Annotated in this window: 23 protein-coding genes; 7 read left to right on the forward strand and 16 right to left on the reverse strand. The window is 66.1% G+C overall.

The window, feature by feature from the left end; genetic code table 11:
* Window positions 1–113: 113 nt before the first annotated feature.
* Both tgt and queA read right to left on the reverse strand, forming a co-directional pair.
* A complete protein-coding gene (gene tgt / locus PNO31109_RS19475; protein WP_150557104.1) occupies window positions 114–1,244 on the reverse strand; it encodes a tRNA guanosine(34) transglycosylase Tgt in 1,131 nt (376 codons plus the stop codon).
* 163 nt (window positions 1,245–1,407) lie between these two features.
* Entirely contained in the window at window positions 1,408–2,490 is a 1,083-nt protein-coding gene (gene queA / locus PNO31109_RS19480; RefSeq protein ID WP_150557105.1) for a tRNA preQ1(34) S-adenosylmethionine ribosyltransferase-isomerase QueA, read from the reverse strand.
* Window positions 2,491–2,715: 225 nt separating this feature from the next.
* Here queA and recG point away from each other — a divergent pair, with 225 nt between their 5' ends.
* From recG to PNO31109_RS19495, 3 genes are all read left to right on the forward strand, one after another.
* Window positions 2,716–4,869 carry an ATP-dependent DNA helicase RecG gene (gene recG / locus PNO31109_RS19485; protein WP_150557106.1) on the forward strand — a complete coding sequence of 718 codons (2,154 nt, stop codon included), beginning with the start codon at window positions 2,716–2,718 and terminating at the stop codon, window positions 4,867–4,869.
* Between the two features lie 208 nt (window positions 4,870–5,077).
* Complete coding sequence (locus tag PNO31109_RS19490; protein WP_150557107.1) at window positions 5,078–6,022, forward strand: LysR substrate-binding domain-containing protein; 945 nt, start codon at window positions 5,078–5,080, stop codon at window positions 6,020–6,022.
* 636 nt (window positions 6,023–6,658) lie between these two features.
* Complete coding sequence (locus PNO31109_RS19495) at window positions 6,659–8,107, forward strand: catalase (protein WP_150557108.1); 1,449 nt, start codon at window positions 6,659–6,661, stop codon at window positions 8,105–8,107.
* 183 nt (window positions 8,108–8,290) lie between these two features.
* Here PNO31109_RS19495 and PNO31109_RS19500 read toward each other — a convergent pair whose 3' ends face one another.
* The gene (locus PNO31109_RS19500) at window positions 8,291–8,971 is read right to left on the reverse strand and encodes a thiamine phosphate synthase (protein WP_150557144.1); all 681 of its coding nucleotides are present in this window, start codon (window positions 8,969–8,971) and stop codon (window positions 8,291–8,293) included.
* 274 nt (window positions 8,972–9,245) lie between these two features.
* Here PNO31109_RS19500 and PNO31109_RS19505 point away from each other — a divergent pair, with 274 nt between their 5' ends.
* The 3 genes from PNO31109_RS19505 to PNO31109_RS19515 all read left to right on the forward strand — a co-directional run bounded on the left by PNO31109_RS19505 (window position 9,246) and on the right by PNO31109_RS19515 (window position 11,368).
* Window positions 9,246–9,734 carry a Dps family protein gene (locus PNO31109_RS19505; protein ID WP_150557109.1) on the forward strand — a complete coding sequence of 163 codons (489 nt, stop codon included), beginning with the start codon at window positions 9,246–9,248 and terminating at the stop codon, window positions 9,732–9,734.
* Window positions 9,735–9,928: 194 nt separating this feature from the next.
* Window positions 9,929–10,843: a YdcF family protein gene (locus PNO31109_RS19510; protein WP_150557110.1), complete on the forward strand. Its 915-nt coding sequence runs from the start codon at window positions 9,929–9,931 to the stop codon at window positions 10,841–10,843.
* Between the two features lie 117 nt (window positions 10,844–10,960).
* On the forward strand, window positions 10,961–11,368 hold the full coding sequence (locus tag PNO31109_RS19515) for a GlcG/HbpS family heme-binding protein (RefSeq protein WP_150557111.1): 408 nt from the start codon (window positions 10,961–10,963) through the stop codon (window positions 11,366–11,368).
* A 307-nt stretch (window positions 11,369–11,675) separates the two neighbouring features.
* Here the strand turns inward: PNO31109_RS19515 and hemP are convergent, their stop codons facing one another.
* The 13 genes from hemP to PNO31109_RS19580 form a co-directional block, all read right to left on the reverse strand.
* Window positions 11,676–11,927: a hemin uptake protein HemP gene (gene hemP, locus PNO31109_RS19520; RefSeq protein ID WP_150557112.1), complete on the reverse strand. Its 252-nt coding sequence runs from the start codon at window positions 11,925–11,927 to the stop codon at window positions 11,676–11,678.
* 145 nt (window positions 11,928–12,072) lie between these two features.
* Window positions 12,073–12,543 (reverse strand): SRPBCC family protein, encoded by a 471-nt coding sequence (locus tag PNO31109_RS19525; RefSeq protein WP_150557113.1) that lies wholly within the window; start codon window positions 12,541–12,543, stop codon window positions 12,073–12,075.
* 97 nt (window positions 12,544–12,640) lie between these two features.
* Window positions 12,641–13,051 (reverse strand): OsmC family protein, encoded by a 411-nt coding sequence (locus PNO31109_RS19530; RefSeq protein ID WP_150557114.1) that lies wholly within the window; start codon window positions 13,049–13,051, stop codon window positions 12,641–12,643.
* A gap of 131 nt (window positions 13,052–13,182) precedes the next feature.
* Complete coding sequence (locus tag PNO31109_RS19535; protein ID WP_150557115.1) at window positions 13,183–14,079, reverse strand: pirin family protein; 897 nt, start codon at window positions 14,077–14,079, stop codon at window positions 13,183–13,185.
* 274 nt (window positions 14,080–14,353) lie between these two features.
* Window positions 14,354–14,779 (reverse strand): ExbD/TolR family protein, encoded by a 426-nt coding sequence (locus PNO31109_RS19540; RefSeq protein WP_150557116.1) that lies wholly within the window; start codon window positions 14,777–14,779, stop codon window positions 14,354–14,356.
* Window positions 14,780–14,806: 27 nt separating this feature from the next.
* Window positions 14,807–15,544 carry a MotA/TolQ/ExbB proton channel family protein gene (locus PNO31109_RS19545; protein WP_150557117.1) on the reverse strand — a complete coding sequence of 246 codons (738 nt, stop codon included), beginning with the start codon at window positions 15,542–15,544 and terminating at the stop codon, window positions 14,807–14,809.
* A gap of 39 nt (window positions 15,545–15,583) precedes the next feature.
* On the reverse strand, window positions 15,584–16,285 hold the full coding sequence (locus PNO31109_RS19550) for an energy transducer TonB (protein WP_150557118.1): 702 nt from the start codon (window positions 16,283–16,285) through the stop codon (window positions 15,584–15,586).
* Window positions 16,286–16,650: 365 nt separating this feature from the next.
* Entirely contained in the window at window positions 16,651–16,908 is a 258-nt protein-coding gene (locus PNO31109_RS19555) for a (2Fe-2S)-binding protein (RefSeq protein ID WP_150557119.1), read from the reverse strand.
* A 169-nt stretch (window positions 16,909–17,077) separates the two neighbouring features.
* On the reverse strand, window positions 17,078–17,956 hold the full coding sequence (gene murI / locus PNO31109_RS19560; protein ID WP_150557120.1) for a glutamate racemase: 879 nt from the start codon (window positions 17,954–17,956) through the stop codon (window positions 17,078–17,080).
* 120 nt (window positions 17,957–18,076) lie between these two features.
* Entirely contained in the window at window positions 18,077–18,556 is a 480-nt protein-coding gene (gene bfr / locus PNO31109_RS19565; RefSeq protein WP_150557121.1) for a bacterioferritin, read from the reverse strand.
* 274 nt (window positions 18,557–18,830) lie between these two features.
* The gene (locus PNO31109_RS19570) at window positions 18,831–20,354 is read right to left on the reverse strand and encodes a fumarate hydratase (RefSeq protein WP_150557122.1); all 1,524 of its coding nucleotides are present in this window, start codon (window positions 20,352–20,354) and stop codon (window positions 18,831–18,833) included.
* 15 nt (window positions 20,355–20,369) lie between these two features.
* Window positions 20,370–20,942 carry a TIGR00645 family protein gene (locus PNO31109_RS19575; protein WP_150557123.1) on the reverse strand — a complete coding sequence of 191 codons (573 nt, stop codon included), beginning with the start codon at window positions 20,940–20,942 and terminating at the stop codon, window positions 20,370–20,372.
* Between the two features lie 213 nt (window positions 20,943–21,155).
* Window positions 21,156–22,133 (reverse strand): DMT family transporter, encoded by a 978-nt coding sequence (locus PNO31109_RS19580; protein WP_280525238.1) that lies wholly within the window; start codon window positions 22,131–22,133, stop codon window positions 21,156–21,158.
* Window positions 22,134–22,445: 312 nt separating this feature from the next.
* Here PNO31109_RS19580 and acs point away from each other — a divergent pair, with 312 nt between their 5' ends.
* A complete protein-coding gene (gene acs / locus PNO31109_RS19585; RefSeq protein ID WP_150557124.1) occupies window positions 22,446–24,428 on the forward strand; it encodes an acetate--CoA ligase in 1,983 nt (660 codons plus the stop codon).
* The last annotated feature ends 4 nt before the right edge of the window (window positions 24,429–24,432 follow it).

The raw sequence follows: 24,432 nt of genomic DNA on the forward strand, positions 1-24,432 counted from the left end.
CATGTTGTTTCGGTGCGAGGACGCACGATCCAAGCCCGGCATTTTACCACCGCCCGACCCCGTTCCCCGGGAGGAATCCATGTCGTCGACGCCCGCAGTCCGGGCCCCGGCCGTTATTGCACGCCGCGCGCGCGATCGGCCCGGAAGCGGGTGACGAACGCGTCGAAACGGTGTGCTTCGATGGCATCCCGGATTTCCTGCATCAGCGTCAGATAGTAATGCAGGTTGTGGATGGTGTTGAGCCGCGCGCCCAGAATCTCCCCGGCTCGCTGCAGGTGGTGCAGATAGGCGCGCGAGAAGTTTCGACAGGTGTAACAGCCGCAAGTTTCGTCCAGCGCGCGGGTATCGCTCTTGTGCGATGCGTTGCGGATCTTCAGATCGCCGAAACGCGTGAACAGCCAGCCGTTGCGGGCGTTGCGCGTGGGCATCACGCAATCGAACATGTCGACACCGGCCGCCACGCCCGCCACCAGGTCTTCCGGCGTGCCCACGCCCATCAGGTAGTGCGGTTTGTCGGCCGGCAGGCGCGGCGCCACGTGCTCGAGCACGCGCATCATGTCTTCCTTGGGCTCGCCGACCGACAGCCCGCCGATCGCATACCCGTGGAAGCCCAGCTCCGAGAGGCCTGCGAGCGATTCGTCGCGCAAATGCTCGTACATGCCGCCCTGGACGATGCCGAACAGCGCATTCGGGTTCTCCAGGCGGTGGAATTCGTCGATGGAGCGCCTGGCCCAGCGCAGCGACATGCGCATCGACTGGCCGGCCTCGATTTCCGTGGCCGGACGGCCGCCGATCTCGTAGGGCGTGCATTCGTCGAATTGCATGACGATGTCCGAATTGAGCACGCGCTGGATCTGCATCGAGATTTCCGGCGACAGGAAGAGCCGATCGCCGTTGACGGGCGACGCGAACTTCACGCCTTCTTCGCTGATTTTGCGCAACTCCCCAAGGCTGAATACCTGGAAGCCGCCCGAATCGGTGAGGATCGGGCGGTCCCAGCCCATGAAGCGATGCAGCCCGCCGTGGGCGGCGATCGTCTCGAGCCCCGGGCGCAGCCACAGGTGGAAGGTGTTGCCGAGGATGATCTGGGCGTTGTTCTCGACGAGCTCGGCGGGCGACATCGCCTTGACCGAGCCGTAGGTGCCCACGGGCATGAAGATGGGCGTCTCGACCACGCCATGATTGAGCGTGACGCGCCCCCGGCGGGCCTGCCCGTCGGTGGTGATGAGTTCGAACTTGAGCATGTATCGTGCGCCCCGGCACCACCGGCAAAACAAGCCAGCGCCCGCGCGGGACGTCAAAAGGAGCGGCCGCGCCCCATGCGCGGCCAGGCCGCTATTGTACCGGGAAGTCCCGGCAATCCCGCGCGGCGCCCCGCGGGGGCCCGTCCGGATATGCGATGACCGTTCAGGCGACGGCTTTCGCCGGGTGGTGAATCGCTTCGCGCGAGAGGATCATCGCGTCGCCGTAGCTGAAGAAGCGGTAGCGCTGTTCGATCGCGTGGCGATACGCGGCGCGAATCGTCTCCATGCCCGAGAACGCGCTGACCAGCATGAGCAGCGTCGACTTGGGCAGGTGGAAGTTGGTGATCAGACGGTCGACGAGCAGGAAGCGGTAGCCTGGCGTGATGAAGATGTCCGTCTCGGCGCTGCCCGCGCGCAGCGAGCCGGGCGCGCCGCCGGCGGCCAGCGCTGCCTGGGCCCCGGACTCCAGCGCCCGCATCGACGTGGTGCCCACCGCGATGACACGTCCGCCACGGGCGCGCGTGGCGGCAACGGCGTCGACGAGTGAGGGCGTGATGTCGTACCACTCCGAGTGCATCCTGTGCTCGCCGATGTTCTCCACGCGCACCGGCTGGAACGTGCCGGCGCCCACGTGCAGCGTCAGTGTGGCGCGCTCGACGCCCAGTGCGTCGAGCCGGGCGAAGAGGGGTTCGTCGAAGTGCAGCCCGGCCGTCGGCGCGGCAACCGCGCCCGGATTGCGCGCGTAGACGGTCTGGTAGCGCGTCTCATCCGCGGCGTCGGCGTCGTGGGTGATGTAGGGCGGCAGCGGCAGGCGGCCGTATGTCTCGAGCAGCGTGTAGCAGTCGTGCGGAAAGTGCAGCGTGTAGAACGGCTCGACGCGCTCTCCGACGGTCACTTCGAACGCATCCGCCAGACGCAGCACGGTGCCCGGTGCGGGCGACTTGCTCGCGCGGATCTGGGCGAGCGCGGTGCGCTCGTCCACCACGCGCTCGACGAGCACTTCGATCTTGCCGCCGCTCGCCTTCTGGCCGAAAAGGCGCGCCTTGATCACTCGCGTGTCGTTGAACACGAGCAGGTCGCCGGGGGCGAGCAGGCCGGGCAGGTCGGCGAAATGCCGGTCATAGAGATGCGGCGGCGTGACGCTGCCGTCCACCTCGAGCAGACGGCTGGCGCTGCGCTCGGCGAGCGCCGTCTGCGCGATGAGCTCGGGCGGCAGGTCGAAATCGAAATCGGAAAGGGTATACATCAGCGTTTACAATGCTCGGGGTCTGTTCACCTGGGTACCGGGTTCGTGAACGTGTTTGGCCGCAAGGCTGGCGCGGCGGCGCCGGGCGCCCGGCAGGACGCGCTCCCGTCGAACTTCCCGGAATGACGGTGAGCGGGCCCCAAAGACCGACATTTTACTTGGTTCGTCCGAAGGCCTGCCGGCACGGCGAGGCTTCGGGACGGACAACTCCCGACCCGCGACTGCATGACCGAACGCACAATGCCCGCCAACGCGCGTGAGAACGAGCCAGCCGATCTCGTGGGAGCCACGAAGCAAGCGACGCGCAAGAGCGCAGCCAAGCCCGGCTCGGGCAGCGCCGACAAGCTCGCCAAGCTTGGCCTGAAGCGCGACATCGACCTGATCCTGCATTTGCCGATGCGCTACGAGGACGAGACCACGCTGCGCAAGATCGGCGAGGTGCTGCCGAGCGAGACGGCGCAGGTCGAGGGCGTCGTCACGTCGAGCGAAGTGGCGTACCGGCCGCGTCGGCAGTGGGTCGTGCGCATCGCCGACGAGGGGCACGAACTGGTGCTGCGGTTTCTGAATTTCTACGGCAGCCAGCAAAAGCAGCTTGCCGTCGGCACGCGCGTGCGGGTGCGTGGCGAAGTGCGCGGCGGCTTCTTCGGGCTGGAGATGGTGCATCCGGCCTATCGCGTGGTGCAGGACGCCGCCGCGCCGCTGCCGGAATCGCTCACCCCCGTTTATCCCAGCGTGGCCGGCCTGTCGCAGGCGTACCTGCGCAAGGCGATCCACAACGCAATGGAGCGCACGCCACTGCCCGAGTTGCTGCCGCCCGGGTTGCTGCAGCGGACCATCGGCCCGGATCATCCGCTGCCCGCGCTTGCCGAGGCCGTGCGACTGTTGCACGCCCCGCCGCCCAACGTATCGGAGACGGCGCTCGTCGAGCGCTCGCATCCGGCGTGGCTGCGCATCAAGTGCGAGGAATTGCTGGCGCAGCAGTTGTCGCTCAAGCGGGCGCAGGCGGCGCGTCGGCGTCTCGCGGCGCCCGCGCTCGGCACCCGGGCGCCCGGCGGGCTGCTGGAGCGCTTCGAGGCGGCGCTGCCGTTTCGCCTGACCGGCGCGCAGCAACGCGTATGGGCGGAGATTCGGGCGGATCTGGCGCAGCCGCATCCGATGCAGCGTCTGCTCCAGGGCGACGTGGGCAGCGGCAAGACGATCATCGCCGCGCTCGCGGCCGCGCAGGCCATCGACGCCGGCTACCAGGCGGCGATCATGGCGCCCACGGAAATCCTGGCCGAACAGCATCTGCGCAAGCTCTCGGCGTGGCTTACCCCGCTCGGCGTGGAGGTGGCCTGGCTCGCGGGCAGCATGAAGGCCAGGGAAAAACGCGAGGCGCTTGCGCGCGTGGCCAGCGGCGAGGCGCAACTGGTCATTGGCACGCACGCCATCATTCAGGATACCGTGACCTTTGCGCGGCTCGGCATGGCGGTCGTCGACGAGCAGCATCGCTTCGGCGTGGCGCAGCGTCTCGCGCTGCGCAGCAAGATGCAGACGGCGGGCATGGGCGAGAACGCCATGCCGCACCAGTTGATGATGAGCGCCACGCCGATTCCGCGCACGCTCGCCATGACCTACTATGCCGATCTGGACGTGTCCGTGATCGACGAACTGCCGCCGGGTCGCAGCCCGGTCGTCACCAAGCTGGTGAGCGACACGCGCCGTCCCGAAGTGATCGACCGCGTGCGCGCGGCGGCGCTCGCGGGGCGCCAGGTGTACTGGGTGTGTCCGCTCATCGAGGAAAGCGAGGCACTGCAACTGCAGACGGCGGTCGATACGCACGCGCAACTGGTCGCGGCGCTGCCGGAGCTGCGCGTGGGTCTCGTGCATGGACGCCTCACGCCCGCGGAGAAGGCCGCCGTGATGGACGACTTCACGCGCGGTGACACGCATCTGCTGGTGGCGACCACGGTGATCGAAGTGGGCGTGGATGTGCCCAATGCGTCGTTGATGGTGATCGAGCACGCCGAGCGTTTCGGGCTGGCGCAGTTGCACCAGTTGCGCGGGCGCGTCGGCCGCGGGTCGGCCGAATCGGTCTGTCTGCTGATGTACGCGTCGCCGCTGTCGATGGGCGCGAAGGCGCGCCTGCAGACGATGCGCGAGACGACCGACGGTTTCGTCATCGCACGGCGCGATCTCGAGATTCGCGGGCCGGGCGAGTTTCTCGGCGCGCGGCAGTCGGGCGCGGCCATGCTGCGCTTCGTCGATCTCAACGAGGACGGCTGGCTCATTCCCGGCGCGCAGGAGGCGGCCGAGGTGCTGCTCAAGTCGCATCCCGCCGCAGTCGCCGCGCATCTGGAGCGCTGGCTGGGCGCGCGAGAGGACTATCTGAAGGCGTGAGCGCATGCCGTCGCTTTGCCGGCGCCGCGCGTGCGGGCCGCGCGAAGCGGCGTTCGCCGCCGGGGCAGGGCGCAGCCGAAGCGATGGCCGCGATCCGGGAAGACGCCACGCGCGTCTTCCGAAAACGGGCAATCGCCGCGCGATTGTGCTATAAAAAACAAAATCTATCGGTCGCAGTGATTCGATTAATGACACAGGTTAGGACGACATGACCCTCACGGAACTCAAGTACATCGTGGCGGTGGCGCGCGAGCGCCATTTCGGTCGCGCGGCGGAAGCCTGTTTCGTCAGCCAGCCGACGCTCTCGGTGGCCATCAAGAAACTCGAGGACGAGCTCAATGTTCAGATTTTCGAACGCGGCGCCGCCGAAGTGAGCGTCACGCCGCTCGGCGAGCAGATCGTCGCACAGGCGCAGCGCGTGCTCGAGCAGACCATCGCCATCAAGGAAATCGCCAAGCAGGGGCGCGACCCGCTCGCCGGCCCGCTGCGCCTGGGTGTGATCTACACCATCGGGCCGTATCTGCTGCCTGCGCTCGTCAAGGAGATGATCGAGACCACGCCGCAAATGCCGCTCATGCTGCAGGAGAACTACACGCTCAAGCTCATCGAGTTGCTCAAGCAGGGTGAGATCGACGCGGCCATCATGGCGTTGCCATTCCCCGAGAGCGGGTTGATGGTGCGCCCGCTCTACGACGAACCGTTCGTTGTCGCACTGCCGCGCTCGCACCCGTGGGCCGAGCGCGCGCAGATCGACGCCGGGGATCTGAAGCAGGAAACGATGCTGCTGCTCGGCAGCGGCCACTGCTTCCGCGATCACGTGCTGGGCGTCTGCCCGGAACTCATGCGCTTTTCGCAGAACGCCGACGGCATCCAGAAGACGTTCGAAGGCTCTTCGCTCGAGACGATTCGCCACATGGTCGCGAGCGGTGTGGGCATCACGGTATTGCCGAAGACGTCGGTGCCGCAGACCCATGCGCCGGACAGCCTGCTGCGTTACGTGCCGTTCTCGGCGCCGGTGCCCGACCGTCGCGTGGTGCTGGCCTGGCGCAAGAGCTTCACACGTTTGCCGGCCATCGACGCCGTGGCGCAGGCCATCGCGCGGTGCGACCTGCCGGGCGTGATTCCGCTCGATCTGCCCGCGACGTCCAACTGAGGCGTCCCCCGGCGGGGGCATTCCGCCCCCGCCATATTCGCTTGTCCCCCGTATCCCCCGTATCCCCCGTATCCCCCCGTAATCCGTCGTAATCCCCCGTATCCCCCGTGCGCGTCTGAGTCATCACACCTGTCGTCGGCCGCATCAGCGCGCGGGGGATCGCCTCCACCGTTCCCATCGCTCTGCACGGGCGGTGGCACGTCTCGCCCGCCGTTACGTCAACCCTTCGCCGGGCACGTATTGCGTCTCGCTATCGAATATATAAAAACGATCAATTCGACTGATTCAATAAATATAATTAATATCGTTCCATGCGTTTGACAGCCGGCCCTTCAGGCGGTGGGCATCAGACGCTGCGAACGACCATGGCGGGACAACGGCCATGGCCTCCATAGCACGCGACGCATTCGAGGTGCCCGAATGACCGACTTGAAGGCCTATTTGCACGACATCGAGACCACGCTGGAACGCTTGCTTGCCGACTTCGCCCTGACTACACCCTGACTGCGCCCTGACTGCGCCCTGACTGCGCCCTGACGGGCGCCTAAGCCCGCCGGCTTCCTTCCCTTCCTTTGACTCCCGTCGATAGCCTTCGATGGCCGTCGACCCACCGATCAGCAAACAGGAGAGCGTCACATGTCCGATACGAAGAAACTCACGACCGCCGCCGGCGCACCGGTGCCCGACAACCAGAACACGATGACGGCCGGCCCGCGCGGTCCCGCGCTGCTCCAGGACGTGTGGTTCCTCGAGAAACTCGCGCACTTCGATCGCGAAGTAATCCCCGAGCGCCGCGTGCACGCCAAGGGCTCGGGCGCCTACGGCAAGCTGACCATCACCCACGACATCACGAAGTACAGCCGCGCCCGCGTGTTCGAGGCGATCGGCAAGGAAACGCCGGTGTTCCTGCGCTTCTCGACGGTGGCCGGCGAGCGCGGCGCCGCCGACGCCGAGCGCGACGTGCGCGGCTTTGCCATCAAGTTCTATACGGATGAGGGCAACTGGGACCTGGTGGGCAACAACACGCCCGTGTTCTTCGTGCGCGATCCGCTCAAGTTTCCCGACTTCATCCATACGCAAAAGCGCGACCCCAAGACCAACCTCCGCAACCCGACGGCAGTGTGGGACTTCTGGTCGCGGCATCCCGAGTCGCTGCATCAGGTGACGATCCTCATGAGTGATCGCGGCTTGCCGGCGAACTATCGCCAGCAACACGGTTTCGGCTCGCACACGTTCAGTTTCGTCAACGCCGCGAACGAACGCTTCTGGGTGAAGTTTCACTTCAAGTCGATGCAGGGCGTGGAGAACCTGACCAACGAGCAGGCGGCACAAGTCGTCGCCCACGATCGGGAGAGCGCGCAACGCGATCTGTTCGACGCCATCGAGGCGGGCAACTTCCCGCGCTGGCGCATGCAGGTGCAGGTCATGCCCGAGGCTGAGGCCGCGACGTACCATATCAATCCGTTCGATCTCACGAAGGTGTGGCCGCACGCGGACTATCCGTTGATCGATGTGGGCGTGCTGGAGCTCAATCGCAACCCCGAGAACTACTTCGCGGAAGTCGAGCAGGCGGCGTTCAATCCGGCCAACGTCGTGCCGGGCATCGGCTTCTCACCGGACCGTATGCTGCAGGGGCGCCTGTTCTCTTACGGCGACACGCAGCGTTATCGCCTCGGTGTGAACCACAGCGCGATTCCGGTGAACGCGCCGAAGTGCCCGTTCCACCACAGCTTCCATCGCGACGGCGCAATGCGTGTCGACGGCAATCTCGGCAGCGCACCGAACTACGAGCCGAACCGCTACGGCGCGTTTGCCGAGCAGCCGGAGTTTCGCGAGCCGCCGTTGGGCCTGGGAGGTGTGGCGGACCGCTTCGATCATCGCGAGGACGCCGACGACTACTCGCAGCCGCGCGCGTTGTTCAATCTGTTCGACGAAGGGCAGAAAGCGCGTCTGTTCGGCAACATCGCGGCGTCGATGAACGGCGTGCCGGACGACGTGGTGCAGCGCCAGATCGATCATTTCGCGAAGATCGATCCGGCTTACGCGGCGGGGGTGATCGCGGCGCGCAAGGCGTTGGCGGCTTAGTGCATGGCGCGCAGTACATGGCTTAGTGCACCGCGTAGTGCATGGGTAGTGCGCGGGCAGTGCACGGGTAGTGCGCCGAGCGGCTCGCGAGACGGCGAGGTATCGGCAACCCGCCATCTCGCGCGGGCCGCTTGACGGGCGTGCCCGTGGGCACGCGCAAGGGGCCGTATGGCCGCGCGCGCTTCAGGCCGCGGGCCAGAAAGCACGGATCGCGGCGATCCCATGGGCTCCGGCGTTACGCGCGCTGGCGAGCATGTCGGCGCGCATGCCGCCAAGCGCGAACACGGGCAATGGCGTGCGCGCGGCCAGCGCGCTGAACGCTGCCCAGCCAAGGGGCGCGGCGTCCGGATGCGTGGCCGTGGCCAACACCGGGGACAGCGTCACGAAGTCGAGTCCCAGATGCGCGGCCTGCGCGAGCTGCGCGGCGTCGTGACAGGCGGCGCTCACCCGCTTCCAGCCGGCAGGCCGCTCGCGCGAAGCCATCAGGCGGGCGCTGGTGAGGTGCCAGCCGTCGGCCTGGGGAACGGTGCCGGCGTGCGCCCCGCCGGGCGCACCGAGCGCATCGAGCCAGAGATCCGCCACCTCGTGCGGCGGGTTCAGCAGGAGCTGCGCGCCGGCCGCGTGCGTGAGCGCCAGCGCGCTCTCGGCCAGTGCGCGATAGCCGTCGGCGTCGAGCGAGCGGTTGCGCAGTTGCACGAGCCGGATGCCGCGCGCCAGCGCCTGCGCGAGCTGCGAGGCAAACGCGGCGATCTGCGCGCGGGAGGTGACGTCGGGCGTCACGAGCAATTGGCGCGGGAGCGCTGCGGCGGGGGCGCCGCTCGTGACATCGGTCACGCGCGACGCGCCGCAAGGCGGGCCGGACATCGGCGGGTGGCGGGCAGGGTCGGCAGGCATGGGCGCAGTGTAACCGGAACGCGGGTGCGCACGTCATGAGGAAAGTACCGAGATCGAGCGGCACGGAACCTCGTGCGATTTGCCCCATCGGATACGCAGGTGCGGCGATCGCCACGCGATTCTCGTACTCGTACCGGCCGTCGACGCCGCAATGAAACACGGTTCCGACGGCGACATTTTCAATTCGGTGCGCTCGCGGCAAGGCAGCGGCGGCGCAGCGAGCCACACAGCAAATGGAGTGACTATGGCAAAGAAGAACAACGTGGCCAGCGTGAATATCGGCATCAGCGACAAGGACCGCAAGCGCATTGTCGACGGTTTGAGCCATCTGCTCGCCGATACTTACACGCTGTATCTGAAGACCCACAACTTCCACTGGAACGTGACCGGGCCGATGTTCAACACGCTGCATCTGATGTTCGAAGCGCAGTACAACGAACTCGCGCAGGCGGTCGACCAGATCGCGGAGCGCATCCGCGCGCTGGGTTATCCGGCACCCGGCACGTACAAGGAATTCGCGAAGCTCTCCTCGATTCCCGAGGCTGAGGGCGTGCCACCGGCCGAGGAGATGATCCGGCAACTCGTCGAAGGTCAGGAGGCGGTGACGCGCACCGCGCGCGGCATCTTCCCCACGGTCGAGGCGGCCTCCGACGAGCCAAGCTCCGACCTGCTCACGCAGCGCATGCAGATCCACGAAAAGAACGCGTGGATGCTGCGCAGCCTGCTCGCGTGAGTCAGCCGAGCCGTCTCGCCCGCGTCCGCCGGGGCGGGCGCGCCTCTCACACGCCCATGCCCTGCATGGGCGTTTTCCGTTTTCGTTGGCCCCTGGCGGCGACGCAGCCTGCGCAACGTGCATCGCGCGCTATCGGGCGGGGAACGTCATAGAGAAAGGATGCACTCGGCGGTGCAGTCCAGTACACTCGCCGGATGCCTATCGATTGGCTCATCCGAAATCTCATCGTCAGCGTGTTCCTGCCGCCGGTCAACGTGCTGGTGCTCGCAGGGCTTGCGCTCGTGTGCGGGCAGCGCTGGGCGCGTGTCGGCAAGACGCTGGCCTTGCTGGCCGCACTCGGCTTGTGGCTGCAGGCCTCGCCATGGTTCGCGCGACAGATCTCGCGCCCGCTCGAAGTCGGAACCCGGGTCGACATCCGCGCGCTCGAGGCCGCCCGGGGCTTGCCCGCGACTTCCGGCGCCTCCGGCGGCCTCCACAGCCCCGGCAGCCCCGGCAGCCCCGGCAGCCCCGACAGCCCGGGTACATCGTCCACGCCCGCCGCGCCCGCCGCTGCGACGGCAACCGCGAAGCTGCCGCAGGCCGTCGTCATTCTCGGCGGCGGCATGAGCGTCGGCAGCCCCGAGTTCGGGCGGGGGGGAGGCGACGGGCGTGACACGGGATATGATCTCAGCGACATAACGCTCGCCCGTCTGCGCTATGGCTTGTTTTTGGCGCGCCACGCGGCGCTGCCGGTGCTGGTCTCGGGCGGCAGCCCGTCGGGCAAGCCGGTTGAGGCGCGATCGATGGCGCGGGTCGCCGCGGAAGAATTCGGCACACCGGTCCGCTGGACCGAGGGCCAATCGCTCAATACGGCGCAAAACGCCATTTTCAGTGCGCGCATGCTGGCCAACGTCGGCGTCACGCGCATCTATCTGGTCACGAGCGCCTGGCATATGCGCCGTGCTCGCGATCAGTTCGAGCGTGCCGGACTCACGGTGGTACCCGCGCCGTGCTGCAACGCCGCCGCGCTCGACCCGGAGGCGATTCCGGGCTGGTGGCCCACCATCGACGGCCTGCGCGACACGCGCCGCGCCATGCGCGAGTGGATGGCGCTGGCCGTAGGGCATTGATTCGCACGCGGCCTTACCGATGTCGTCAAGCCCGGCATCACAGGCGCGTATGCCGAGGCGAGCTTCGCGGCGCCGCGAGCTTGCCATTTTGCAACCCTGGAAACACGAGAGAGACGTATGAAGACGAAAGCTGTCCTGACCGCAGAAGACGTGCAGAAGATCAACGCCGCCGCCGTGGCCGAAGCCACGGCGAACGGCTGGAATGTGTGCATCACCATCGTGGATGACGGCGGCCACGCGTTGTCGCTGCACCGCATGGACGGCGCAGCGCCCAGCACGGCCATGATGTCGCTGGGCAAGGCGCAGACCTCGGCCGTGGGGCGTCGCGAGAGCGGGGCGTTCGAAGAGATGATCAATGGCGGCCGTTTTGCATTCCTCAGCGCGCCCAACACGGCCATGCTCGAGGGCGGCGTGCCGATCATCGTCGATGGCAACGTGATCGGCGCCGTCGGCGTGTCGGGCGTGAAGTCCACGCAGGACGCGCAAATCGCGCGCGCGGGCATCGCCGCCGTCACCGGCGCCTGAGCTCGGGCGAGCCCCAAAGAAAAACCCGTCCTTGCGGGACGGGTCAAAGGCTTGTCAGGCCGGATGGTCGCAACCTGAGGCTTGGCAGGCTGGACCACGAGGAGAACATCAATGAAATCCTTGTGGCTGGACAAAAAAGCGGCTTGGCTGGCGCGCAACGCAGGTAGAGAGGGGCTTGCCGTAACTACATGGGATCGCGTTGCGTTCGCTGGCTACTGCCAAACACCTCTTGGGCGAGGTGGTCCCCACAAAACTCGGTGAAGACGGCGGCGCGGTCGGGGCCGTGCCGTCGTCAAAATTCGGTGTCTTACTTCGTCAGGATCAACTTGCCGTAACGCGTGGCGCGCAGCTGATACGTCTGTCCGTTGTGCAGGATGTTCACGCACTGCGTGCCTTGCAGCAGATGATCGCTGGTCAGGACACGGCCCGTGGCGTGAGCGGCCGGCTTGGCTGCCGCCGTGCTCGCCGCCGGCGTGCGCGGCACCGACAGCGTGCGGCGCGGTGCAGTTGCGGGCGGGGTCTGGCGGGCAGTGGTGTGGCTTGCGGTCATCTCGCTCATCCGTGTGGCTGACTGTGAGATGAATATTAAATGAGAATCATTCCCATTTGTATTTGAATTTGGCTATAACGCGAGTGCGTCGCATAGCTTCTGGCTAAACGACGGGTCGCGGGACAGCCCAGGCCTGTACCTCGCGACCGGCGTATCAGTCGAGCGCGCCTTGTTCGGCGAGGGCTCGGATCTGCGCAACGGTGTCGATGTCCGCTTCGCGGTAGGCGGATTTCACGAACTCGCTGTAGCGCGTATCGGCGGTCGCGGCGTCTTCCGGCAGGGTCGTGCTGTACGTGAATCGCACGAAATAATGGGTCGGCGTCGGTTCTTCGATACGCATGGTGAGGGTGCCGCCCGCGTGCTCCTCGGTCGCGGCCGTCTCGTAGCGCACGCACTGCTGCGCTTCGAATACGACCCGGTCGTGCACGACGGTTTGCCCGAAACGCAGCTCGCGGGTGAGCGTGTCGTCCGTGCGCTCATGCACGATGCATTTGTCGAGCCCGAGCACGAAAGTCTCCGGCTGTTCGGCGCGCAGCACGAGACCGCGCCACAGTTGTTCGCGCGACAGTGCAAAAGCCAGCGGATTCAGGAGGTCGTTGACCTCGATCAGATGTTCGTACTGCAAGACGGTTTCCTTTTCCTTTCCTTTTCCTGTCGACTCCGGCTGTCGGCCGCCGATGGCGGCCCGCGCCATGTCGCCACGCGCGGGCGGGCATCGAATGTCACTCTGCCAATGCGCTGTCGATGGCAATGGTGCCCGACAGCACCTTGTGAATTGGGCATGCGTTGGCGATTTCCAAGAGGCGCTGCCGCTGTGCTTCCGACAGATCGCCTGCCAGCTCGATGCGGCGCGTGATCTGCGTTGCGCCCGCAGGCGGTTTGCCGCCGGGATTCATCTCGAGCGTGACCTTTACGTTCTCTAGCGGCCACTCCTTGCGCCGTGCATACATCTGCAGCGTGATCGACGTGCACGCGCCGAGGCTCGACAGCAACAGGGCCGCCGGTGCGGGGGCGAGATCGGCACCGCCGAGCGACACCGGTTCGTCGGCAATCCATTCATGCTTGCCGTCCGTGAGATGCGTGGTGTATCCGGCGGCGCCCAGATGGGCGGTAACAGTGGCTTCTGCTGCCATGACGACTCCTGTGTGGAATGACGAAGACGGCCGACCTAGAAAAAGACTGGGTCACAACGCACTTCAGGTGCCATTGTGACCCAATTTGACTCGCTCGGTACGCGTGATACGGGGCGGGCGCCCGTCGCTCGTCAGGCGTTCGGACCGGTGGCGGGAATTCGCCCCATGCGTCCGGCCTGAAAGTCGAGAATCGCCTGACGGATCTCGCTTTCCGTGTTCATGACGAACGGACCGTAACGCGCCACCGGTTCACCGATCGGCTTGCCGCCGATCAGCAGAAACGACATCGATGTGTCGCTGTCGTTGCGCACGGTCACGCTTTGGCCATCGTTGCCGAAGATGACCATCTGGTGCGCTTTCGCGGACGTCGTCTCAGGACCGAAACGTCCTTCACCGTCGATTACGTAGGCAAACACGTTGAAATCGGCCGGCACCGCATGGTCGAGCAGCGCCTGCGGCTCGAGCGTGAAGTGCTGATAGAGGATCGGCGTGCGCGTCTCGATCGCCGCGTGCGTGCCCAGGGCCTCACCGGCAATCACGCGCACGCTGACCTTGCCGTCTTCGCTCGATGCGCTCGGAATGCGCGCCGCGGGCAGTTCCTGGTAGCGCGGCGTCATCATCTTGTCGACGCTCGGCAGGTTCACCCACAGCTGGAAGCCATGCATCTCGCCACCGCGCGCCTGAAACGCCTGCGACGGCATCTCCGAGTGAATCACGCCCGCGCCGGCCGTCATCCATTGCACGTCGCCCGGCGTGAGCTTGCCGGCGTGGCCCTGTGAGTCGCGATGTTCCATCTCGCCCGCGAGCAGATACGTCACGGTCTCGAAGCCGCGGTGCGGGTGGTCGGGGGCGCCCTTGGCGTTGCCGGGCGCGACTTGCATCGGGCCCATTTCGTCGAGCAGCAGGAACGGATCGAAGTCCATCAGCATGCGCGTCGGGAAGGGGCGATTCACGTGGAAGCCGGCGCCTTCCTGCGTTTGCGCGGCGGTGAATACACGGGCGACCGGGCGGGCGTGGGGGGTGCTCATGAGGCATATCTCCTGTGGGGACCGGGGCGTCGGCGGCGCCCGCATGTCCGGTGTCATGTCCTCACTATATCGGGGCGCACGGCACGAGGAGTAGTCCGCAAGCGGGGAAGGATTGTTACCTGAGTGGAACAATGCCGGCGCAATGGGCGTTCGCAGGACGGATCGTGGATCGTCCGGACGAAAAAAAGCGCGGTGGCCGGCACCGCGCTTTTCCCGGACGTGCTGTCCGTGCTGTGGCAGGTCCGGCGGGCGGCCGTGGCCGGCGCCGGGCCGCTTACTTCGTCTCGGGCTCGGTGAGGAAGCCGAGCTTGGTGACGCCGGCGGTCTGCGCGTCGGCGAGCACCTTCGCGACGCTCTCGTAACGCACGTTCTTGTCGGCGAACAGATGCAGTTCCGGCTGCGGCGTCGCGCCGGCAGCCTGTGCGAGACGCGCCTTGAGCGCGGCTTCGTCGACTGGCTGCTTGTCCCAGAAGACCGTGCCGTCGGCCTGGATCGACACGTCGACCTTGGCCGGCTTGGTGTCTTCGGGCTGACTGCTTGCTTGCGGCAGGTCGAGCTTGACCGAGTGGTTGAGCACCGGCAGCGTCACGATGAAGATGATCAGCAGAACCAGCATGACGTCGACGAGCGGCGTCATGTTGATCTCGCTCATCATGCCGTCATCGCCGCTCTCGTCGCTGGAGTAGGAACCCATGGCCATAGCGAACTCCTTGTTTCGTTCCGCGGCTTAGCTGGCGCTGGCCGAGGTGGACTTGCGCACCGGCGTGACGTTGCTTGCGAACTGCGTCGAATGCAGGCTGGCGCCGGTCAGGAAGTAGGCGTGCAGGCTGTGCGCGAAGCGGTTGAGCTTCGAGACGATGCCCTTGTTGGCGCGCGTGAGCGCGTTGTAGCCGAGCACGGCCGGGATGGCGACGAACAGGCCGAAGGCCGTCATGATGAGCGCTTCGCCCACGGGGCCGGCCACCTTGTCGATGGTCGTCTGGCCCGAGGCCCCAATGGCCAGCAGCGCGTGATAGATGCCCCACACCGTGCCGAACAGGCCCACGAACGGCGAGGTCGAACCGATCGAGGCGAGCATGGCCAGGCCGCTTTGCAGGCGCGAGACCGTGTCGTCCACCGAGTTCTTCAGCGCGCGCGTGATCCAGTCGCTCACGTCCATCTTGTCGTGCAGATGCGGCTGGCTCTGGCGGTGGTGCTCGGCGGCGTCCTGGCCGGCGAGTGCCAGCGCGAGGAACGGGTTGTTCTGACCCGATTCGCCCAGCTTCTGCAGACCGGCGGAGAAGTTTTCCGAGTGCCAGAAGTCGGGCTCGGCGGAGCGCGTGAGGCGGCTCAGGCGGAAGACTTGCGTGCCCTTGATGATGATCACCGTCCACGACAGCACCGACATCACCAGCAACACGATCGCGATGGCGCGTGTGACGAAATCGCCCTGCGCCCAGACGTGGCTCAAACCATACTCTTGCATTTTGCGTTCCTCTGGAGATCCAGTTCGTGAATCGTTACGTTAGTTGTTCAGGGTGAATCCGAAGGGTTTGGTCGCGGTGGTCTCCACATTGCGACCATCTTTCATCGGGGGCGCGCAGCGCATCTTGTAGGCCGATTCGACGGCGGCCTTGTCCAGTCGGGGAAAACCGCTCGACTTGGTGATTTCGGCGCTCGTCACCCGGCCATTCGTACCGATGACCACGCGCACCGTGGCCACGCCTTCCTCGCCCAGGCGACGCGACTGCGACGGGTAGACGAGCGGCGGGTCCGGGCACTCCACCTTGATGCCTTCCACGCGTCCCGGCGGTGCGGCCGCCGGTGTGGGCGCGGGCGGCGCCGGCGGGGCTGGCGGCGCGGTGTCCTTCACGGGCTCGGCCGTCTGCTGCGGCGGTGCCACGGGTTCGGCCTTCTGCGTGATCGCGTTGTCGGGCTGAACGCGCGGCTTCGGCGGCGGCGCAACCTTCGGCTTCGGCGGCTCGGGGGCGGGCTTGGGCGGCGCGGGCTGCACGGGCGCCGGCTTCGGCTGCGGCGGGATGATGGTGGCGGAAAAGACCGTCGGCACAATCGTCGCCTGTTCGGGCTCGTTGCGCAGATGCGACAAGCCGATCAGGGCGGCGAGGTGAACGACCACGATCGCCGCCGCCACCGCGATCGCGCGCGGCGACGTTAAGGGATCGCGGCTCGGCACGTTCGCGAGGCCGGTGGAAAGCACAGTCGACATGGTAACGGCAAGAGTACGCTAGTTGCGATTGCGGCGATGAACGGTGAGTAAAGCGCGGTGCGCGGAACCTCGGGGTTCGGATAGGCCGGGCGTGCGATCAAAGGAAAACCGCGCCAGGGGCGCGGTCGGCTAACACGGTGAGTCAAAGACCGGACTGCGGCTCACCTTCGAAACAGGAAAAACGACAAACATAACGTCGAGACAAAGCCAATCAGGAGTTCCATCTGGCACCTCCGGAGGTGACGAATCGCTGGCTGGCGCATGGCTGGCTCCGTTCTCGCCGCGAAGCGTCGTCACGGCGAAACTCATCGATGATGCCCGGCAACCGGCGGCGCGGGACAGTCCCGGCGCGCTTCGGGCGGTGCTCAGGCAGCCAGCGCGAGTTCGCGCCTGACGACTTCGGCCGCCGGGGTTTCCGCCTGGGCCGACTGGCAGCAACCGCCGCACGAGCGGCCGCAGCACGGCGTGGCGCCCGAGACCATTTCCTGAACGTAGGGACCGCACTTGCCGCAGCACAGGGCCACGCCGAGGTCGATCTGGAGATCTTCCATGGTGGTGGCGCCGGCGTCGAGACAGGCCTTGATCTGGCGCTCGGAGACGGATTTGCAGACGCAGACGATCATGGTGAAAACGTCAAAATGTAACACTAATGAGAATAATTATTATTTAAGTGCGGACGTTTTGCAAGCGTCATCGACCTATCCCATGGTCCGCTCAGGGATATACCGTTGCCGCGCTCGACGGCAACCGGACGGGTATGCGCAGCCGTGATGGCGCAGTAAGAGACGTCGTTCAGGCCGAAATGATGGGAAGGTTTGGCGGCAGGTCGAGCACCGACGGGCGTTCCGAAGCGATCTCCACCGTTTGGACATGCGCGGAGTCGGGGAGCAGGCGATCGGCCATCGTTTGCAGCGCCTGGGCGTTGGCCGTGGTGAAGAGGCGCAGGTCGCCGCGCGCGGGAGCCTGCCCGGCCGACGCGCATGCGCCGGGAGCTTCGAGGTCTTCCTCCTGGAGCCGGCGCCGGAGCTGGCGGGCGATGGCCGCGCCCGTGTCGACGAGCGTGAGCGCCGTGCCGAAACGCCGTTCGATCGCAGGAATCAGGAAGGGGTAATGCGTGCAGCCGAGCACCAGCGTGTCGGCGCCTTGCGCCACCATCGGCGCCACGTACCGCTCGAGCAGTGCCATCACTTGCGGCGAATCGACGTCGCCCGCTTCGATGCGATCGACCAGCCCGATGCCCGGCTGGCAGAGGAAGCGCTGTCCTTGCGCCGTGTGACGTGCGAGCAGGTCGGCGAAGCGCGCGCTGCGCAGGGTTGCCGCGGTCGCGAGCACGCCGATCACGCCGCTGCGGGAGGCGGCCGCGGCTGGCTTGATGCCCGGCTCGACGCCCACGACGGGCCACGGTGCATCGGCGCGAAGTGCCGCCACGCCATGCGCCGTGGCCGTGTTGCACGCGACGACGAGCGCCTTGGCGCCGTGCTCGCGCAGCCATCGACCGATGGCGACGCTGCGCTGTTCGATGAACGTGTCCGAGCGCTCTCCGTAGGGAGCGAAGCGCGAGTCGGCGACGTAGCGCAGCGACTCGTGAGGGAGCAGGGCGCGGATGGCCTGCAGGACCGACAGGCCGCCGAGGCCGGAATCGAAGACGCCAATCGGCGCGTTGGAGGGCATGGCGAATGAAAAAGGGCCGGCAAATGCCGGCCCCGGAATTCTAGCGCAAACCGTGCCGGCCGATTCATCGAGACGAGGCCGGCGCTGCGCCTGTGATATGCGTTGTCAGGTGGGACGGGCTTAGTCTTCGAACGACGCCATGCCCGACTGCTGGTAGTTCTGCAGACCGACCTTGCCGATGAGCTCGATCTGCGTTTCCAGCCAGTCGATGTGTTCTTCGGTGTCGTGCAGGATCTCATTGAAGATTTCACGCGAGACGAAGTCCTTCACGCTTTCGCAGTGCGCCACGCCTTCCTTGCAGGTCTTCTGCGACAGGTATTCGAGCTTCAGGTCGCACTGCAGGATTTCCTCGGTGTTCTCGCCGATGAGCAGCTTGTGGAGGTCTTGCAGGTTCGGCAGGCCGTCGAGCATGAAAATGCGCTCGATCAGCTTGTCGGCGTGCTTCATCTCACCGATGGACTCGTCGTACTCGTGTTTGCCGAGCTTGTTGAGGCCCCAGTGGTTGTACATGCGGGCGTGCAGAAAGTACTGGTTGATCGCCGTGAGCTCGTTGGTGAGCTGCGCGTTGAGGAGTTCGAGGACTTTCTTGTCGCCTTTCATTTCGGATCCCTGTTTAAGCAGTTTGCAAGCGGTTGAAATGTAGCTGGAAAATCCCGGAAAGCCAAGCCATGCAAGGCTTTTCGTGAACCGAGGTGCGAATGGTAACGCGATCCATTCGCGATCATGCCCCCGCCGTGCGGACGAAAAAAAGCCCGGACGTTGCCGGGCTTTCCATAGCGGGCGGGGCGTTGCGGCGCGGCGCGTGCCGCAACGATGACCCGCCGCGGCGCCATCGGGCGGGCGCCGGTATCGCGCAAATGAACCGGCGCGCGAATTACTCCGCGGCGACCGGAATCTTGCCGATCCTGGCCTGCCATTCCTTCGGACCGGTCTGGTGCACCGACACGCCGGTCGAATCGACGGCCACTGTTACCGGCATGTCCTTGACGTCGAACTCGTAGATCGCTTCCATGCCAAGGTCTTCGAACGCCAGCACGCGCGCGGCGCGAATCGCCTTCGAGACGAGGTAAGCGGCGCCGCCCACGGCCATCAGGTACGCAGCCTTGTGCTTCTTGATGGCTTCGATCGCGGCCGGGCCACGCTCGGACTTGCCGATCATGACGGTAAGGCCCGTCTTCGAGAGCATCATGTCGGTGAACTTGTCCATGCGCGTGGACGTGGTCGGGCCGGCCGGGCCGACGACTTCGTCGCGCACCGGATCGACCGGGCCGACGTAATAAATCGCGCGGCCCTTGAAGTCGACCGGCAGCGGTTCGCCCTTGGCGATCATGTCCGCGATGCGCTTGTGCGCGGCGTCGCGACCGGTGAGCATCTTGCCCGAGAGCAGCAGCGTCTGACCCGGCTTCCAACTGGCGACTTCTTCCGGCGTGAGCGCGTCGAGATCGACGCGCTTGCTCGTCTCGGTGTTCGGCGCCCAGTGCACGTTCGGCCAGGCGTCGAGCGAGGGCGCGGCCAGGAACGACGGGCCCGAGCCGTCGAGCGTGAAGTGAGCGTGACGCGTGGCCGCGCAGTTCGGGATCATCGCGACCGGCTTGGAGGCCGCGTGCGTCGGATAGTCGAGAATCTTCACGTCGAGCACGGTAGCCAGGCCGCCCAGGCCCTGCGCGCCGATGCCCAGCGCGTTGACCTTCTCGAACAGCTCGATACGCAGTTCTTCGTTCCAGTTCTGCGGGCCGCGCTTGATCACGTCATGGATGTCGATCGGCTCCATGAGCGATTCCTTGGCGAGGACCATCGCCTTTTCCGCGGTGCCGCCGATACCGATGCCGAGCATGCCCGGCGGGCACCAGCCGGCGCCCATCGTCGGCACGGTCTTCACGACCCAGTCGACGATCGAGTCGGAGGGGTTGAGCATCACGAACTTCGACTTGTTCTCCGAGCCGCCGCCCTTGGCCGCGACCGTGATGTCGACCTTGTCGCCTTCCACGATTTCGTAGTGGATGACGGCCGGGGTGTTGTCCTTCGTGTTCTTGCGGCCGGCCTCGGGCGGCGCCACGATCGAGGCGCGCAGCACGTTGTCCGGGTGCATGTAGGCCTGGCGCACGCCTTCGTTGATCATGTCGGTGAGGCTGCGCTTGGCGTCCCAGCGCACGTTCATGCCGACCTTCACGAATACGGTCACGATACCGGTGTCCTGGCACAGCGGGCGGCGGCCTTCGGCGCACATGCGGCTGTTGGTCAGGATCTGCGCGATGGCGTCCTTGGCCGCCGGGCTTTGCTCGGCCTCGTAGGCGCGGCCCAGGGCCTGGATGTAATCGTCCGGATGGTAGTAGCTGATGTACTGCAGGGCGCCGGCGACGCTCTGGATGACGTCGTCTTCTTTAATGACGGTAGACATGAAACGGCTCTCGACTTAGTGGGGACTGGTGTTTGTAATGACTTGGGGGCTGGCATACGCCGGCGCATGGCTGTCGTTGGTCATCTTGTTGACCACGGCCATGACGACGGCGGAAAGCAGGAAGGCGCAGTGAATGATCACTTGCCACATGATCGTGTGCGGCGTTTGCTGGGCCGCGTCGATGAACGTCTTGAGCAGATGAATCGACGAGATGCTGATGAGCGCCATCGACAGCTTCACCTTGAGCACGCCGGCGTTTACGTGATCGAGCCACTCCGGCTCGTCGGGATGGCCCTCTACGCCCAGGCGCGAGACGAACGTCTCATAGCCGCCGATGATGACCATGATGAGCAGGTTCGAGATCATCACCACGTCGATGAGGCCGAGCACGACGAGCATGATCTGCGTCTCGTCGAACGTCGTGGCGTGCGTGACCAGGTGATACAGCTCGACGAGGAACTTGTAGACGTAGACGCCCTGGGCGGCGATCAGGCCCAGATAGAGCGGCAATTGCAGCCAGCGGCTAAAGAAGATGACGCGGGGCAGGGGGCGCATCGGCGCGGCAGACGGACGACCGGAAGTCGACATGGCTATCTTGTTGGGGGGCAAAAGCCTGCGCCCGAAGCCGCAGGCCGTAGTTATCAATCCACAAACTCTCAATGCACGAACGCGACGCGAAGATCGCGCAAACCGGATACCGGCCGAACACTGACCGGACGCCAACCCGATATGGCGCGGGGCATCGCCCGGCGTCCCGGATTCCGGGCGGCAAGATCCGGTGTGCCCGGCATGGCCGGCATTTTACAACGTCTTGCCGCCAGGGCCGTGTTCCGTTCCGTCCCGGCCGTGCAATAGCGCGTTGCGCGTGTTGCCGGTCTTGCACGCGCCGGCGGGGGGCAACGCGGCGAGGACGATGCCGGCAATCGTCAGCGCGAGGGCGGCGCCCTGCGCCACGGTGAGCCGCTCGCCCAGGAAGATCACCCCATAGGCGGTCGCGGCGACCGGCACCATGGCCGTGAAGACGCCGGCGAGCTGGGCGCTCACGTGGCGAATGCCGCGCATCCACAGAAAGAACGAGAAGACGCTCGCGGCGAGCCCGTACCAGACGACGAGCGCCCAGTGCCCGGGTGTGAGCGCCGCGTAGTCGACCGCCATCAATCCGGCAATGCCGAACGGCAGCATCATCGCGCCGCCGAGCAGGTGCGTGTAGGCGCAGATGTCGATGGCCGGCAGTTCGGCCGCGAGGCGCTTCGAGGCGATCACGTAGATCGCCTCACACGCGACGGCGCCCAGTACGAGCGCGTTGCCGAGCCAGGCGGTGCCCGCGTCGGCCGTGTCGCCGGCGCCGTGGCTGTCGCCGCGCGAGACGTTGAGCAGCGCCACGCCGGCGATGGCCAGCGCGACGCTCGCGAGCGCGCGTCGCGACGGAGGCTCGCGCAGCACGGCCCACGAGAGCAGCGCCACGCAGGCGGGCAGTGTGGCGGTGATGACGCCGGCGGCGGTGGCCGTCGTCATGCGCACGCCCGAGAGCATGAGCAGCGTGAAGAGGAACGTACCGAAGAACGTCTGCACGAACAGGTGCAGCCACTGCGTGCGCGTGACGCGACGCATTGCCGAGGGCCGGTAGCGCGGCGAGAGCGCGATCACGGCAATGACGAAGCGCCACAGCGCGAAGGCGGCCACGGGCATGACGGCGACCATCGTCTTGCCGATGCCGACGTTCGTGCCGACGATCGTCATGGCAAGCGCGAGCGCGAAACTCGGGAAGCGCGCGAACAGGCGCTCGGCGCGCGAGGACGCGGGGGCGGCGTTCGCGTCGGGCAGGGACGAGGGGGGTGAAGATGTCGAATTCACGGGCGCTCCGGGGCAGTCCGGGGTGGCGGGACAGAGGGGATGCGGGTAGGATTGTAGCGAATACGCCACACTCTGCGGCACGGCGGCGAGGCGTTTCGCGCGAGTCCCGCACGTGAGGCGCGCGCGGCGCGTGCACCAGTGTAAGGCGTTAGTAAGTCGCTCGTCTTAATGTCACGTTAGCGATTTGTTTTGGCTTGATTGCAATCGTTTTTGCAAATCCATAAGAGGGGACAACTCATGGCAGCAATCGAATCGGTATTGCAGGAGCAGCGCGTCTTCGCGCCGCCGCAGGCGCTGGTCGCCAACGCGAAGATCTCCGGCATGCCCGCCTATGAGGCGCTGTGCGCCGAGGCCGACAAGGATTACGAGGGATTCTGGGCGCGTCAGGCGCGCGAGAACCTGGCCTGGCACAAACCGTTCACCAAAGTCCTCGACGAGACCCGTGCCCCGTTCTACACGTGGTTCGAGGACGGGCTGATCAACGCATCGTACAACTGCCTGGACCGCCAGATCGAAGCGGGCCTGGGCGACAAGCCCGCCATTGTGTTCGAAGCCGACGACGGCACCGTCACGCCCGTCACCTATCGCGACCTACTCGCGCGCGTGAACCGTTTCGCCAATGCGCTCAAGGCCAAGGGCGTGAAAAAGGGCGACCGCGTGGTGATCTACATGCCGATGTCGGTCGAGGGCGTGGTTGCCATGCAGGCCTGTGCGCGCATTGGCGCCACGCATTCGGTGGTGTTCGGCGGCTTCTCGGCCAAATCACTCAACGAACGCGTGATCGATGCGGGCGCCGTGGCCATCGTCACGGCCGACGAGCAGATGCGCGGCGGCAAGGCGCTGCCGCTCAAGGCCATCGTCGACGAGGCGCTTGCCATGGGCGGTTGCGAGCATGTGAAGTCGGTGATCGTCTACCGCCGCACGGGCGGCAACGTGACGATGCAGGCCGGTCGCGACGAGGTGCTGCAGGATCTCGTCGCGAGCCAGTCGGACCAGTGCGAGCCCGAGTGGGTGAGCGCCGAGCATCCGCTCTTCATCCTCTATACGTCCGGCTCGACGGGCAAGCCCAAGGGCGTGCAGCACAGCACCGGCGGCTATCTGCTGTGGGCGTCGCTCACCATGCAGTGGACGTTCGACATCAAGCCGGACGACGTTTTCTGGTGCACGGCCGACATCGGCTGGATCACCGGCCACACGTACATCGCCTATGGCCCGCTGGCGGTGGGCGCGACGCAGGTCGTGTTCGAAGGCGTGCCGACGTACCCGAACGCCGGGCGTTTCTGGGAAATGATCGGGCGTCACAAGGTGTCGGTGTTCTATACCGCGCCGACGGCTATCCGCTCGCTGATCAAGGCGGCCGAGCAGTCGCCGGACGTGCATCCGAAGAAGTACGATCTGTCGTCCCTGCGCATTCTCGGCTCGGTCGGCGAGCCGATCAATCCGGAAGCGTGGATGTGGTACTACGAGAACGTGGGCGGCGGCCGTTGTCCGATCGTCGATACGTGGTGGCAGACCGAGACCGGCGGCCATGTGATTACGCCGCTGCCGGGCGCAACGCCGCTCGTGCCGGGCTCGTGCACGCTGGGCTTGCCGGGCATCGACGTGGCGATCGTCGACGAGACGGGCCAGGACGTGCCCAACGGTCAGGGCGGCATGCTGGTGATCAAGCGCCCGTGGCCGTCGATGATCCGGACGATCTGGGGCGACCCGGAGCGTTACAAGTCGAGCTACTTCCCGGCGGAGCTGGGCGGCAGGATCTATCTGGCCGGCGACGGCTCGATCCGCGACACGAAGACCGGCTATTTCACCATCATGGGCCGTATCGACGACGTGCTGAACGTGTCGGGGCACCGCATGGGCACGATGGAGATCGAGTCGGCGCTGGTGGCCAATCCGATCGTGGCCGAGGCGGCGGTGGTGGGCCGTCCGGACGACACGACGGGCGAGGCCATCGTGGCGTTCGTGGTGCTCAAGCGGGCGCGTCCGACCGGCGACGAGGCCAAGCAGCTCGCGCTCGAACTGCGCAACTGGGTGGGCAAGGAGATCGGTCCGATCGCCAAGCCGAAGGACATCCGTTTCGGGGACAACCTGCCGAAGACCCGTTCGGGCAAGATCATGCGGCGCTTGCTGCGCGTGATCGCCAAGGGCGAGGAAATCACGCAGGACACGTCCACGCTCGAGAATCCGGCCATTCTGGACCAGCTCAAGCAGGCGCAATAAGCGC

The sequence above is a fragment of the Pandoraea nosoerga genome, assembly GCF_902459585.1.
Lineage (GTDB): Bacteria > Pseudomonadota > Gammaproteobacteria > Burkholderiales > Burkholderiaceae > Pandoraea > Pandoraea nosoerga.

What these genes read in the sequence shown, in the direction of transcription:
- tgt (WP_150557104.1), bottom strand. Translation starts at nt 1,244, where the DNA reads ATGCTCAAGTTCGAACTCATCACCACCGACGGGCAGGCCCGCCGGGGG.
- PNO31109_RS19530 (WP_150557114.1), bottom strand. Translation starts at nt 13,051, where the DNA reads ATGGCAGCAGAAGCCACTGTTACCGCCCATCTGGGCGCCGCCGGATAC.
- murI (WP_150557120.1), bottom strand. Translation starts at nt 17,956, where the DNA reads ATGCCCTCCAACGCGCCGATTGGCGTCTTCGATTCCGGCCTCGGCGGC.
- PNO31109_RS19535 (WP_150557115.1), bottom strand. Translation starts at nt 14,079, where the DNA reads ATGAGCACCCCCCACGCCCGCCCGGTCGCCCGTGTATTCACCGCCGCG.
- recG (WP_150557106.1), top strand. Translation starts at nt 2,716, where the DNA reads ATGACCGAACGCACAATGCCCGCCAACGCGCGTGAGAACGAGCCAGCC.
- PNO31109_RS19505 (WP_150557109.1), top strand. Translation starts at nt 9,246, where the DNA reads ATGGCAAAGAAGAACAACGTGGCCAGCGTGAATATCGGCATCAGCGAC.
- hemP (WP_150557112.1), bottom strand. Translation starts at nt 11,927, where the DNA reads ATGAGCGAGATGACCGCAAGCCACACCACTGCCCGCCAGACCCCGCCC.
- acs (WP_150557124.1), top strand. Translation starts at nt 22,446, where the DNA reads ATGGCAGCAATCGAATCGGTATTGCAGGAGCAGCGCGTCTTCGCGCCG.
- PNO31109_RS19545 (WP_150557117.1), bottom strand. Translation starts at nt 15,544, where the DNA reads ATGCAAGAGTATGGTTTGAGCCACGTCTGGGCGCAGGGCGATTTCGTC.
- PNO31109_RS19570 (WP_150557122.1), bottom strand. Translation starts at nt 20,354, where the DNA reads ATGTCTACCGTCATTAAAGAAGACGACGTCATCCAGAGCGTCGCCGGC.
- PNO31109_RS19550 (WP_150557118.1), bottom strand. Translation starts at nt 16,285, where the DNA reads ATGTCGACTGTGCTTTCCACCGGCCTCGCGAACGTGCCGAGCCGCGAT.
- PNO31109_RS19490 (WP_150557107.1), top strand. Translation starts at nt 5,078, where the DNA reads ATGACCCTCACGGAACTCAAGTACATCGTGGCGGTGGCGCGCGAGCGC.
- PNO31109_RS19575 (WP_150557123.1), bottom strand. Translation starts at nt 20,942, where the DNA reads ATGTCGACTTCCGGTCGTCCGTCTGCCGCGCCGATGCGCCCCCTGCCC.
- PNO31109_RS19510 (WP_150557110.1), top strand. Translation starts at nt 9,929, where the DNA reads ATGCCTATCGATTGGCTCATCCGAAATCTCATCGTCAGCGTGTTCCTG.
- bfr (WP_150557121.1), bottom strand. Translation starts at nt 18,556, where the DNA reads ATGAAAGGCGACAAGAAAGTCCTCGAACTCCTCAACGCGCAGCTCACC.
- PNO31109_RS19555 (WP_150557119.1), bottom strand. Translation starts at nt 16,908, where the DNA reads ATGATCGTCTGCGTCTGCAAATCCGTCTCCGAGCGCCAGATCAAGGCC.
- PNO31109_RS19515 (WP_150557111.1), top strand. Translation starts at nt 10,961, where the DNA reads ATGAAGACGAAAGCTGTCCTGACCGCAGAAGACGTGCAGAAGATCAAC.
- PNO31109_RS19500 (WP_150557144.1), bottom strand. Translation starts at nt 8,971, where the DNA reads ATGTCCGGCCCGCCTTGCGGCGCGTCGCGCGTGACCGATGTCACGAGC.
- queA (WP_150557105.1), bottom strand. Translation starts at nt 2,490, where the DNA reads ATGTATACCCTTTCCGATTTCGATTTCGACCTGCCGCCCGAGCTCATC.
- PNO31109_RS19540 (WP_150557116.1), bottom strand. Translation starts at nt 14,779, where the DNA reads ATGGCCATGGGTTCCTACTCCAGCGACGAGAGCGGCGATGACGGCATG.
- PNO31109_RS19495 (WP_150557108.1), top strand. Translation starts at nt 6,659, where the DNA reads ATGTCCGATACGAAGAAACTCACGACCGCCGCCGGCGCACCGGTGCCC.